Origin of the sequence: Allobosea sp., from assembly GCF_035999205.1 — a bacterium.
Classification (GTDB): Bacteria; Pseudomonadota; Alphaproteobacteria; order Rhizobiales; family Beijerinckiaceae; genus Allobosea.
In genome coordinates, this window is the sequence record NZ_DASYHA010000012.1 from 65328 (window position 1) to 77425 (window position 12098).

At 66.5% G+C, this 12098-nt stretch carries 13 protein-coding genes; 2 read left to right on the forward strand and 11 right to left on the reverse strand.

Annotated elements, in window-relative coordinates; all coding sequences use genetic code 11:
* Positions 1-60 precede the first annotated feature (60 nt).
* Positions 61-273: a hypothetical protein gene (locus VGN82_RS03005; RefSeq protein WP_327525505.1), complete on the reverse strand. Its 213-nt coding sequence runs from the start codon at positions 271-273 to the stop codon at positions 61-63.
* A gap of 251 nt (positions 274-524) precedes the next feature.
* Here VGN82_RS03005 and VGN82_RS03010 point away from each other — a divergent pair, with 251 nt between their 5' ends.
* Positions 525-1190 (forward strand): hypothetical protein, encoded by a 666-nt coding sequence (locus VGN82_RS03010; protein WP_327525506.1) that lies wholly within the window; start codon positions 525-527, stop codon positions 1188-1190.
* Between the two features lie 114 nt (positions 1191-1304).
* Here the strand turns inward: VGN82_RS03010 and VGN82_RS03015 are convergent, their stop codons facing one another.
* Together VGN82_RS03015 and VGN82_RS03020 are read right to left on the reverse strand one after the other, a co-directional pair.
* Positions 1305-1598: a hypothetical protein gene (locus tag VGN82_RS03015; protein WP_327525507.1), complete on the reverse strand. Its 294-nt coding sequence runs from the start codon at positions 1596-1598 to the stop codon at positions 1305-1307.
* A gap of 147 nt (positions 1599-1745) precedes the next feature.
* On the reverse strand, positions 1746-2000 hold the full coding sequence (locus VGN82_RS03020; RefSeq protein ID WP_327525508.1) for a hypothetical protein: 255 nt from the start codon (positions 1998-2000) through the stop codon (positions 1746-1748).
* A 245-nt stretch (positions 2001-2245) separates the two neighbouring features.
* Between VGN82_RS03020 and VGN82_RS03025 the strand changes: the two genes are divergently transcribed.
* Positions 2246-2569, forward strand: coding sequence for a hypothetical protein (locus tag VGN82_RS03025; RefSeq protein WP_327525509.1), 324 nt, complete (start codon positions 2246-2248; stop codon positions 2567-2569).
* A 16-nt stretch (positions 2570-2585) separates the two neighbouring features.
* On the opposite strand, the gene VGN82_RS03030 is transcribed toward VGN82_RS03025, so the two are convergent.
* The 8 genes from VGN82_RS03030 to VGN82_RS03065 form a co-directional block, all read right to left on the reverse strand.
* Positions 2586-3113 carry an OmpA family protein gene (locus VGN82_RS03030; RefSeq protein WP_327525510.1) on the reverse strand — a complete coding sequence of 176 codons (528 nt, stop codon included), beginning with the start codon at positions 3111-3113 and terminating at the stop codon, positions 2586-2588.
* A gap of 190 nt (positions 3114-3303) precedes the next feature.
* Complete coding sequence (gene iolB / locus VGN82_RS03035; RefSeq protein ID WP_327525511.1) at positions 3304-4101, reverse strand: 5-deoxy-glucuronate isomerase; 798 nt, start codon at positions 4099-4101, stop codon at positions 3304-3306.
* A 13-nt stretch (positions 4102-4114) separates the two neighbouring features.
* Complete coding sequence (gene iolE, locus VGN82_RS03040) at positions 4115-4999, reverse strand: myo-inosose-2 dehydratase (RefSeq protein WP_327525512.1); 885 nt, start codon at positions 4997-4999, stop codon at positions 4115-4117.
* Positions 5000-5031: 32 nt separating this feature from the next.
* Positions 5032-6882 (reverse strand): 3D-(3,5/4)-trihydroxycyclohexane-1,2-dione acylhydrolase (decyclizing), encoded by a 1851-nt coding sequence (gene iolD, locus VGN82_RS03045; RefSeq protein WP_327525513.1) that lies wholly within the window; start codon positions 6880-6882, stop codon positions 5032-5034.
* Between the two features lie 23 nt (positions 6883-6905).
* Positions 6906-8840 carry a bifunctional 5-dehydro-2-deoxygluconokinase/5-dehydro-2-deoxyphosphogluconate aldolase gene (locus tag VGN82_RS03050; protein WP_327525514.1) on the reverse strand — a complete coding sequence of 645 codons (1935 nt, stop codon included), beginning with the start codon at positions 8838-8840 and terminating at the stop codon, positions 6906-6908.
* A 196-nt stretch (positions 8841-9036) separates the two neighbouring features.
* Complete coding sequence (locus VGN82_RS03055) at positions 9037-9903, reverse strand: MurR/RpiR family transcriptional regulator (RefSeq protein ID WP_327525515.1); 867 nt, start codon at positions 9901-9903, stop codon at positions 9037-9039.
* Between the two features lie 232 nt (positions 9904-10135).
* Complete coding sequence (locus VGN82_RS03060; protein WP_327525516.1) at positions 10136-10939, reverse strand: SDR family NAD(P)-dependent oxidoreductase; 804 nt, start codon at positions 10937-10939, stop codon at positions 10136-10138.
* A gap of 90 nt (positions 10940-11029) precedes the next feature.
* Entirely contained in the window at positions 11030-12049 is a 1020-nt protein-coding gene (locus VGN82_RS03065) for a TRAP transporter substrate-binding protein (RefSeq protein WP_327525517.1), read from the reverse strand.
* Positions 12050-12098: the final 49 nt, after the last annotated feature.

Here is a 12098-nt window from a genome sequence, read left to right on the forward strand (position 1 = left end):
AACCGGCCGGCGCGAGGGGACGCGGCCGGCCGGAGAATTGGAGGAGAGGGGAGATCTGCGTCACACGTCGCGTTCGTGCAGGCGCCGCTGGCCCCGTTCGGTGATGCGCCAGCGCTCCCCGGTGGCCTCGACGAGGCCGCGCCCCTTCAGGACATGGAGCATCGAGACGTCGAAGACGAAATGGTTGGTCTGTTCCTCGATGCTCTCGAGTGCGATCCATTCGGGATCCGACATCACACAGGGATGCTGGATCAGGAGGTGCTGAGCTTCCATGAGCGTCTCCTTGTCATGCGAGTGGAGCGGCGATGACCTCGCATTCAATCTTGGCCTTGTGATGACCGCAGGCGGTGCTGCGATGGCCGCAAGGGGCTGCATCTCCTGGTGCGACAGCTTTCTGGAGTGAGGCTGGAACTCTCGCGCCGCTGTGCTGTTCTCTTCCAAGGAGCCCGCATGCCACGCCGGCCGATGCCTGCCGGAAACGGGTCCAACGAATCCGACCGCGTCCGCACAATGGAGACACCGCGATGGCGACCATGAACACCTTTCCGCCCGACATTCCCAAGAATTCCGACCTGCCGAAGGACCGCGACGAACTCCGCGACGATATCGAGAGCACCGTCGGAACCGTGCGAGCCAAGGCCTCCAACCTGGCCGAGAAGGCGACCGAGACCGTCCGCGACGGCTATTTCCGCGCCAGGGACGCGATCACCGAGACCGATCCCGCGGAACTCGCCCGCGAGAGCGGTGAAGCGGTGCGGGACGCTGTTGTTCGCCATCCGCTGGCGGCGTTCGGGCTCGGCGCGCTCAGTGTCGGCCTGATCGCCTGGGCCAGCCTGCGCGGTTCCTCATCCTCGCGCTTCGAGCGCTACGAGCCGGATTACGGCCGCTGGAGCCGCATGCTGCAGAGCTATGGTAGCGATGCTGCCGAGGCCGGGCAGAGCATGCTCAAGAGTGGCGAGAAGTGGCTGCGCAGCAATGGCGACGTCGCACGCGAGCAGGCGCGCGACTATGCCGGCCAGGCGCGTGACTACGCCGATTACGGCGGACGCATGATCGCCAAGCGCGCCGAGCGCGAGCCGATCGCGGCTCTGCTCGGCGTCGGCATCGCGGTCTATGTGATCGGCTCGCTGCTGACCTCGGCGAAAGCGAGCGAACCGGCGCCGGCCCGCAAGCGCGCCACCAAGCGCTGACGCGAGCCGCCGGCCGGCGCAGTTGGCCCTAAAGAAAAACCCTGCCGCATCTCTGCGGCAGGGTGTTCTACAAGATGGCGAGAGCCGCAGCGTCAGGCTGCGGCCACGCGGGTCTCACCACCAATAGCCACCGTAATAGGGTCGGCCATAATAGCCCCGGCTCGCCGAAGCCGCGATTGCGCCGCCGACGACGCCCGCCGCCACGCCGGCAGCAACGGCGCTGCTGGCCTCGTTCGAAGCGCGACGGTTTTCGACATAGTTCGCCGAGCGGCACTGCTGATAGGCACGTGTGCCGGGGCGGAAGCCCTGAGCCTCACAGGTGACTTCAGCATCGGCCAGCGACTCCTGCGCAGTCTGGCAACCGGCAAGCATAGCCGCCATCGCCCCGACGATCAGAATTGCACGCATTCTTGGTCCCTTTTTGCAGCCTCCCAACGGCCGCCGGGGAATAGAATGCAGGAGCCGGGACAGGTCAAGCTAAACAGTGCAGTTTAAGTTAAATCGGTGTGAGAAGCGGTTGAAACACTACGTCAATCGCATTTTCCAGCCGTTTTGTCAGGCTTTGCGCGCCGGCTTCTCCGCGGGCTTGCCGGAGCGTGTGAGGCTGGCGATCTCGAGCGGCGGCATGCCGGACTTCTCGGCGATGGCCCGGTCCTGCTCCATGATCGCGTCACGCGCCGGTTCGTCGCCGTCGAGCCCGCCGAGGATCGCGCTCGGCACCCGCCGGTTCGAGCGGCGCGAGCCGTCGGCATAGACGACGTCGAACATGACGAATTCGGCATCGAGCGGCTTTGACTTCTTGCGGGCCATGACAGGCTCCTCTTCGACTGAGGTGTCCGGCGCCGCCTGGCGTGGTCGCGAAGGCGCGTCGCGAAGATCGCGCGCGGCGCAGGCGAAAAGCGGGTCCGGAGGATGATGCGGCGAGGCCTAGACCATGGCGGGGCGTCGCGCAATCCGACCCTGTGCCGCGCCGGGCTGGGCAGAGCCTTGAAATTGCGGCAAAGCGGCAGATCATGGCCCCTATCGATTTGCTACCGCCCGAGGACAAGCCCCCGATGTCGCATTCTCTGCTGCTGCGGCCCATGCTGATGGTGCCGGCCCTGATGCTCGGCGCCTGTGCGATCCCGACGTCGCGCTCGAACATGGTCGTGCTGACGGACAACAAGGCCGTGGTCGAGTCCTGCAAATCGCTGGGCGAGATCGACGGCGCCTCGGAGCTGCACTCGGTCCTGGTGCTCGACAAGGCGCGCGACGCGACCTTGTCCCGGCTGAAAATCCGGGCGGCGGATCTGGGCGGGACACATGTCCTCACCGATGTCGCAGACATCAAGTGGAAGGGGCCGTCGACGGCCGGAACCGTCTACAAGTGCGGGGCGTGAGAGGCGCCAGCCTCTGTTATCGCCTGACCAGTTCGACCCTGCGGTTGAGCGCCCGGCCGGCCTCGTCGGTATTGGAGGCGACGGGCCGGCCCAGGCCCTGGCCGAACGGGTTCAACCGGGCGCGATCGATCCGGTAGCGCAGCGACAGTTCGGCGACGACCGAGAAGGCGCGCATGTCCGAGAGCTTGAGGTTGTCGCTGGCGCCGTCCTGGTTGTCCGTATGTCCGACGACGTCGAGCCTGAGGTCGGGATTCTGCGTCATCAGATCGGCGATAGCGGCGAGCTGCGATTGTGATTCCGGCTTGATGTCGGCCGTATCGGTCTCGAACAGGATGCCGTAGACATTGGTGCGGCCTCTCGCGTCGAGGTCCTTGCAGAGCTGGTTGGCATCGGTGACCCTGAAGATCTGGGTCTCCGTCCTGCGGGCGTCGATGGCCTGGCCGGCCCCGACAGCGGCGTTGGCCCGCGGTTGGTCCTGGGCGGCAACGGCGTCCGGCGCCAGCCCGGACAGTGCCAGTGCGAGCAGGAGGAGGGCGGTCTTCATCGGGCTTTCCGAGTCCCTGGAACAAGGGCCGCCGACGATGGCGAGGGCGCCGCGCCCTCGCGTCATCCATTCGAAGGACCGCTCGCGCTCGGAGCAGTTCCGTGTTTCCACGAGCCTCGGAACCGCTCCGAGGTCTTGTCCTGCCGCGTCTTCTTGACGTGGACCGGCGTCCGCTTCGCTCGAGAATGCTTCAGAGCCTGGTCAGCCACTCATGCTCGGTGGCGTTGTGGAACTTCCAGGTCCGCTTCGGGCCGGCCATGACGTTGAGGTAGTAGAGATCGTAGCCGTGGCAGGTTGCGCAGGGGTGGTAGCCTTTCGGCACCAGCACGACGTCGCCATCCTCGATCGCCATCGCCTCGTCGAGACTGCGATCGTCGGTGTAGACGCGCTGGAAGCCGAAACCCTGCGGCGGGTTGAGGCGGTGGTAGTAGGTCTCCTCGAGATGGGATTCCTTGGGCAGGTCGTCCTGATCGTGCTTGTGCGGCGGATAGCTCGAGGTGTTGCCGGCGGGGGTGATCACCTCGACGACGAGGAGCGAATCCGCCGGCTCGTTCTCGGGCAGGATGTTGGTGACGTGACGGGTGTTGGAGCCCTTGCCGCGCACCTCCTGGCCGAGATCGTCGGGGCCGATGACGCGGACCGGCAGGCCGCCGTTCAGGCCGGGCGCCGTGCAGACGGCCAATTCCAGATCCGTGGTGGCCACGACCGCCCAGTCGGAGCCCTGCGGGACATAGACCGACCAGGGCTTGCCCTCGAAGGGGGACATGCGCTGGCCGAGTTCGCCCAGAGCCGTCCCGCCGGCCGTGACCTCGCCCTTGCCGGTGACGAAGACGAGACAGGCCTCGCGATCGCCGGTCTTCGCCGAAACCGTCTCGCCGGGCTTCAGGCGATGCAGGTCGAAGCCGACATAGGTCCAGCCGGCGCTGTCAGGCGTGACATGGCTGACATGGCCGTGGGTGCCCTTGGGCTTGATCAGGAGGTGGGACATCGCGCTTCTCCATTCAGGCCAGGCCGGCTTCCCTGATGAAGCGCGTCAGGTTGGCGTGGCCGAGTTTCGCGTAGGTGGCGGGCTCCGCCTTCTTCGGGTCCTGCTCGGCTTCGACCACGATCCAGCCGGAGTAGCCCTGCAGTTCCCGGAGCACGCGGACATAGTCGATCAGGCCGTCGCCCGGCACGGTGTAGACGCCGGCCAGCACGGATTCGAGGAAGGACCAGTCCTCCTTGTTCGACTGCCACATCACCGCCTCGCGGATGTCCTTGCAGTGGACATGATGGATGCGGGGCTTCCAGTGGCGGGCGATGCGGGCCGGGTCGCCGCCGCCCCAGGTGGCGTGGCCGGTGTCGAGCAGGAGGCCGACCGGCTCGCCGGTCACCGCCATGAAGCGGTCGATCTCGGACTCGGTCTGGACCACCGTGCCCATATGGTGGTGGTAGACGAGCTGGAGGCCGTACTCGGCCTTCACGGCTTCCGCGAAGTTGGTATAGCGCGCGCCGAAATCGGCCCAGCGATCCTTCGGCAGGACGGGGCGGGCCGAGAGTGGCTTGCCGATATCGGAATGGATCGCGTTCGAGGTTTCGGCCGCGATCAGCACGGAGCAGCCCATGTCGCGCAGCAGCGTCGCATGAGCCTTCACGGCCGCCATCTCGGCGGCGACGTCGCGGACGAGCAACTCGGTCGAATACCATCCGGAAACGAGGGCGTGGCCGTGCGCGTCGAGGATCGGCTTCAGCTTCGCCGCCTCGCGCGGGAACTTGTTACCGAGCTCCATGCCGGAGAAGCCGGCCGCGCGCGCTTCCGTCAGGCAGGTTTCGAGCGGGATGTCGCCGCCGATTTCCAGCATGTCGTCATTCGACCAGCCGATGGGGTTCGCGCCGATGCGGATCATGTGTCGGGTCTTTCTTGCGTATGGAAACGGCTTCAGTTGCCGACGGTCTGACGCTTGCGTCGTTCGTCGTAATTCGCCCGTGCCGTGCGAACCTGCTCACGCTGGCTCACTTCGGGCACCGCGACATCCCACCAGGCTCCGCCGGCACCGGTCGAGATCAACGGGTCAGTGTCGATCACGACGATGGTCGTGCGGGTGTTGGCCTTGGCCTGCGCCAGCGCGGTTTCCAGCTCGGCGATCGAGGCGGCCTTCGTGGCGATCGCGCCCATGCTGGCGGCGTGGGCGACGAAGTCGATCTCCGGCAGGGTCTCGTGCCGTGCATCCTTGAGCAGGTTGTTGAAGGATGCGCTGCCGGTCGCGTTCTGGAGGCGGTTGATGCAGCCGAAGCCGCGATTGTCGAGCAGGACGATCGTAAGCTTCAACCCCAGCATCACCGAGGTCGCGATCTCGGAATTCAGCATCAGATAGGAGCCGTCGCCGACCATGACGACGACCTCCTTGTCCGGGCGGGCCATCTTGGCGCCGAGACCGCCGGCGATCTCGTAGCCCATGCAGGAGAAGCCGTATTCGCCGTGATAGGATCCGGGCGGGCCGGCCTGCCAGAGCTTGTGCAGCTCACCGGGAAGGCCGCCGGCGGCATGCAGCAGGACGACGTCCGAGCCGAGCGCGCGCTGGACGGCGCCGATGACCTGCGCGTCCGAGGGCAATGCGGCATTGGTCGCGGCGGTGGCTTCGTCCGCCTGCCTGCGCCAATCCGCCTTTCCGTCCCTGGCGTTTGCGACCCAGCTCTCGGGCGCCTGCCAGTTTCCGAGTGCGGCGAAGAGTTCCGTCAGCCCCTCGCGGGCATCGGAGACGAGCGGCAGGGCGCGGTGCTTGCCGGCATCGAAGGCCTGGACGTTGAGGCCGATGATGCCCTTTTCCGAAGCGCCGAACAGGGCCCAGGAGCCGGTGGTAAAATCCTGCAGCCGCGTGCCGACGGCGAGAATCAGGTCGGCCTCGGCGGCAAGGCGGTTGGCGGCGGAGGTGCCGGTGACGCCGATCGCGGCCATGTTGAGGGGAGCGTCGTCCGGCAGGGCCGATTTGCCGCCTTGCGTCTCGCAGACGGGAATGCCGGTCGCGGTCGAGAACCGGGCCAGGTCGTCGGAGGCGCCGGAATAGAGGACACCGCCACCGGCGATGATCAACGGCTTCTTCGCAGCCTTCAGTGCGGCGGCGGCAGCCTGAAGTTCGGTGCGGTCCGGGCGTGGGCGTCGCGGTGTCCAGAGGTGCTCGGCGAAGAAGCTCTCGGGGTAATCGTAGGCCTCGGCCTGGACATCCTGGCAGAGCGCGAGCGTCACCGGGCCACATTCGGCCGGATCGGTCAGCACCTGCATGGCGCGCGCGAGCGCGGGGATGATCTGCTCGGGGCGGGTGATGCGGTCGAAATAGCGCGAGACGGGGCGGAAGCAGTCATTGGCCGAGACGGTTCCGTCGCCGAAATCCTCGACCTGCTGCAGAACGGGATCGGGGACGCGGCCGGCAAAGACGTCTCCGGGCAGCAGCAGCACGGGCAGGCGGTTGACATGGGCGAGCGCGGCGGCGGTGACGAGGTTGGTCGCGCCGGGGCCGATCGAGGTGGTCGCGGCCATGAAACGCCGGCGCATGTTCGTCTTGGCGTAGGCGATGGCCGCATGGGCCATGGCTTGCTCGTTATGCGCCCGGAAGGTCGGCAGGCGCTCGCGCTCGTGCCAGAGCGCCTCGCCCAGCCCCGCGACATTGCCATGGCCGAAGATCGCCCAGACGCCACCGAAGATCGGCAGGCGCTGCCCATCGATCTCGGTCATCTGCGCTGCGAGATAGCGCGTCAGCGCCTGCGCCATGGTCAGGCGGATGGTGGCGGTCATGATGGTCTCCGGGCAGCGGAAAGCTATGCCGCCTTGCGGCCGCGCGTGGCAAGCCACAGGTCGGTCAGGGCACCGAAGCGCCGTGCCATGTCGGCCATTGCCGCCTCGTCGTCCAGCTTGCCGGAAAGCCAGCCTTCCGCAGCGGTCATGAAGATGGTCCGGCCGACCGCGAAGCCCCTGACGATCGGGGCGGCGGCCGTGGCCGCGAAGCCGGCTTCGAGCTCCTCCGCCGGGGCGTCGAGACCGAGCAGCAGCACGCCGCGGCACCAGGGATCATGCTTCGCGATGGTCGTTTCGATCGCTGCCCAGGCCGCCGGCGAGGCTTGCGGTTCGAGCTTCCACCAGTCCGGCTTGATGCCGAGCGCATAGAGGTCCTGAAGCGCGCGGGCGATGGTGTCATCGCCGAGCGGGCCGTTCCGGCCGGCGATGATTTCGATCAGCAGCTCGCGGCCGACCTTGCGGGCCGCCTCGAACAGGCCGCGCAGCTTCTCCTGCTGGGCCAGCTTCAGGCCCGGTTCGTCATCGGGGTGGTAGAAGCAGAGCGCCTTGATGCAGTGGTCGACCGGCCATTCCGGCAGGAGCGAGCCGATGTCCTGGCTGGTCTCGAAGCGCAAGGGGCGCGAGCCCGGCAATTCGACCGGACGGCCGAGCCAGGAGAAGGGATGGCGGGCGAACTCGAACATCGCCTCGCGGCCATGCTTCTCGTCGAGGAGCATGCCGTAACCCGGCCGGCCGGCGGCGACGCGGGCTGCCGCCTTGACGGCGAGCACCTTGAAGTCGCGGATGCGGGCGGAATCGGCGCCGACCTTCCGGGCCACGTCCTCGAGCTGGACGCGATGGTCGCAGGCAAGCGCCATCAGCGAGGGAATCTCGCGCCGGCGCGTCGTCGCCCAGTGGATGTGGTTGATCGCCTCGTCCTTGCGCAAAGCCCGATGCGGGCTGCCGTGCTTCAGAAAATATTGCAGTTCCTCGAAGGTCGGGCTCTCGGGCGAGCAGAGCAGGCGCGAGACCGCGAAGGCGCCGCAGGCATTGGCCCAGGTCGCGGCGGTCTGGAGGCTCTCGCCGCCGAGCCAGCCGCGCAGGAAGCCGGACATGAAGGCGTCGCCGGCGCCGAGCACGTTGTAGACCTCGATCGGGAAGCCTTTGCCGACGATACCGGCCTCGAGATCGTCGGAGATCTCGCCCTCATAGACGATGCAGCCCATCGGGCCGCGCTTGAGGACGATCGTGGCGGAGGAGAGGGCGCGGATCGTCTTCAGTGCCGGCAGCAACTCGCTCTCGCCGGAGGCGATCAGGACCTCCTCCTCGGTGCCGATGATCAGATCGCAGCCCGGCAGGACGGTCTTCATCCGCTCGGAGACGGCCGCCGAGGCGATGTAGCGATTGTCGCCCTCGGCATGGCCGGCGAGCCCCCAGAGATTGGGCCGGTAGTCGATGTCGAGCACGACCTTGCCGCCTTGCGCGCGCATCAGGCGCATCGCCTTGCGCTGCGCGGCCTCGGTGTTGGGGCGGGCGAAATGCGTGCCGGTTACGACGACCGCGCGGGCGGTGGCGAGGAAGCTCTCGTCGACGTCGTCCTCCTCCAGCGCCATGTCGGCGCAGTTCTCGCGGTAGAACAGCAAGGGGAAGGACTTGTCGCTTTCGACGGAGAGGATGGCGAGCGCTGTGAGCCGCGTCGGGTCCGTCTTCAGCCCGTCGAGGTTGACGCCCTCGCGGCCGAGCTGCTCGCGCAGGAAGCGACCGAACTGCTCGTTACCGACGCGCGTCAGCAGGGCCGAGCGCAGGCCGAGCCGCGCCGTGCCGATGGCGATGTTGGCCGGGCAGCCGCCGACCGACTTGGCGAAGCTGGTGACGTCCTCGAGCCGCGAGCCGATCTGCTGGCCGTAGAGATCGACCGATGCACGGCCGATGGTGATGACGTCGAGCGCGTGGCCCGGCCCGCCCTGCGATCCCGCCATGTGTCTCTCCCGGCTTTCCATATCCATCGCCCGCCGGTTGCCCGATGGCTCCGGCGATGCCTCGTCTATGAAATGATAATTCTATGTGTCAGTCAATTCGGAACGTATGTTCCTGACAGCTTTATCGCGAGCGGGGCGGAGCTCGCTTCCGAATCGTCGTTCCTGAAAACCTTGTTCCGCGCTTCGGGCTAAGTCCCTAGCCCTTGCGGCGGTCCTTGCCGGGTTTGCGTTCGCGCCGCGCTTCGCCGATGCCGACGGCCAGCGCCATCGACAGGGCCATCGTCGCCGAGAGCGTGCGGAAGCCGCCGAAATCGGCCTCTGCGACCTCGAACCAGATCGTGGCGAACTGAACCAGAGGCGAGAATGCGCTGTCGGTGATGGCGATGACGGGTACGCCGCGCTCGGAAAGCAGGCGCGCCTCATCGATCGTTTCGGTGGCATAAGGCGAGAAGCTGACGGCCAGCGCAATGTCGCGCTTGCTGGCGAAGGAGAGAATCTCGGGGCTCAGGCCCGCCGCCGATTCGACGAGCTGATAACGTACGCCGAGCTTGCCGAGCGCATAGGCCATGTAGCTCGCGACGGGATAGGAGCGACGCCGGGCAAGGATGTAGATCGTCTCGGCCCCGGCGAGCGTGGCGATAGCGCGATCCAGCGCCGCTTCGTCCAGGGATCGGGCCATCAGGTCGAGCGAGGTGCCGGAGGCGGTGAGGAAGCCTTCGAGGATGCGGTGGTTGGCGCCGTTGCCGCCGACATCGGCGCGCAACGCGTTGAGACGCTCCTCATAGCTTGAATTGCGTTCGCGCAGGCGCTCGCGAAAGACGGTCTGCAGGCTGGTGAAGCCATCGAAGCCGAAATGCTGGGCAAAGCGCACCAGCGTAGAGGGTTGGACGCCGGCCGCGACTGCGATGCTGGCCGCGGTGCCGAAGGCGATCTCGTCGGGATTGTCGAGCGAATAGGCGGCGACCTGGGCGATGCGTTTCGGCAGCGACTGGCGGCGGCCGAGGATCAACGTCCTCAGTCCGTCGAAATCACGCGGGAGCTCCGGGGCCGTCCCGTCATCCATCAATCACGCCTTTGCATCGTTGGAACGATTCTCATCGTTCTGGCAGCGTCGATGAAATGGATCAAGTGTTCCATGATTGGAACATTGTTCGCGATCGCCGCGGCGCTGGACGCTCTGGCGAAGATACCCCGCTTCGGAATTCATCGGAGGTCAGCGTGTGCTGTGATGGGTTTCGGGTCTGCGCTGCTTGCCCGAAATGGCGTCGAGGTGACGGAGTCGGCGAAAGCTCGCCTCACCCCATCGTCCCGACCGAGCAGGTCTGGCCGCCATCGACGGGCAGGCAGACGCCGGTGATGAACTTGGCCTCGTCGGAGGCGAGGAAGACGGCGGCGTTGGCGATGTCCCAGGCGGTGCCCATCTTGCCCATAGGCACGAGCGCGTCGCGGGCGGCGACCATCTCCTCGGCCGAAGCGTATTGTCCGGAGATCTGCTTGTAGATCATCGGCGTGTCGATCAGGCCGGGCATGATGCAGTTCGCCCGGATGCCCTGTTTCGCATATTGCAGAGCGAGCGCGACCGTCGCCTGGTTCACGGCCGCCTTCGTGGCGTAATAGGCGAAGTAGGGGTAGCCGACCCAGCGGATCGCGGCGATCGAGGAGATGTTGACGATCGCACCGCCGCCTCCGCCAAGCATATGTGGGATGACGGCCTTCGAGCAGCGGTAGACCGGGCCGAGATTGAGATCGAGCGCCGCCTTGAACTGCTCCTCGGAGAGCTCGACCGGCCCGCCCATATGGGTCACGCCGACATTGTTGTGGAGGATGTTGATGCGGCCGAAGCGCGTCATCGTTGCTGCGACGGCGGCGTCGATCGAGGCCTGCCGGGTGACGTCGGCGGCAAGCGCGATGGCGATGCCGCCCTCGCCATTGATCAACGCGGCGGTCTCGTCGGCAGCTTCCTGGCTGATGTCGATGCAGGCGATGCGCGCGCCTTCGCGGGCGAACGCGACGGCGGCCGCCTTGCCATTGCCCCAGCCCGGACCGGAGGAGCCGGCGCCGAAGACGATGGCGATCTTGCCCTTGAGCCGATCGGCCATGGTGTGTTCCTCAACTCAATCAAACGCCGTCACTCCGGGCGCAGCGAAGCGGATGCCCGGAATGACGGCGGATATGTCAGGTGACGATGATCAGCTCAGCGAACCGCCGACGGCCTTCTCCAGGATGGCCCAGGCTTCGTCGCCGTACTTCTTCTTCCACTCGGCGTAGAAGCCGGCCTTGCGCAGGGCGTCGCGGAACGGGTCGGCCTTGGCCTCGTTGATGACCATGCCCTTGGAAGCGAGATCATCGCGCAGCCCGGCATTGAGCTTGGCGACGTCGGCGCGCTCCAGTTCGGCGGCGGCGTTGAGGTTCTTGGCGACGATGGCGCGCAGATCCTCGGGCAGGCGCTCCCAGGCGCGCTTGTTGCCGAGGAACCAGAAGCCGTCCCACATGTGGTTGGTCAGCGAGAGATACTTCTGCACCTCGAACAGCTTGGCGGTCGAGATGATCGCGAGCGGGTTCTCCTGTCCGTCGACGACCTTCGTCTGCAGCGCGGTGTAGACCTCGGCGAAGTTGATCGAGGCCGGGGCCGACTGGAAGGCCGTGAACATCGAGGTCCAGAGCGGCGAGACCGGGACGCGGATCTTGAAGCCCTTGAGGTCGTCGGGGGAGTTGATCGGCCCCTTGGACGAGGTCATCTGGCGGAAGCCGTTGTCCCAGATCTTGTCCATGACAACGAGATTGGCCTTGGCGATCTGGCCGCGCACATAGGCGCCGAGCTCGCCATCCATTGCCTTCCAGACGGCGTCGTAGTTCGGGAAGGCGAAGCCGATGCCGGAGACCGAGGCGTTCGGCACCAGCGTCGAGAGGATCAGCGGCGAAAGCGTGAAGAACTCAACGCCGCCGGAACGGACCTGGCTCAGCATGTCGGTGTCGGAGCCGAGCTGGTTGTTCGGGAAGATCTGGATCGCGACGCGGCCCTTGGTCTCCTCCTTGATCTTCTCGACGGCCTCGTTGGCGCGCACGTTCATCGGATGCGCGATCGGCAGGTTGTTGGCGTATTTGTAGCTGAACTCGGGCGTCTGTGCGAAGGCGCCGCCGACATGGAAAGTGCCGATGGCCGAGGCGGCAGCGGTGCCCTGCAGCAGGGTGCGGCGTGAAATGGTCATGGTCGTTTCTCCCGGAAATGCATTGTCGTTCGTGAATCTGCCCGGTCGT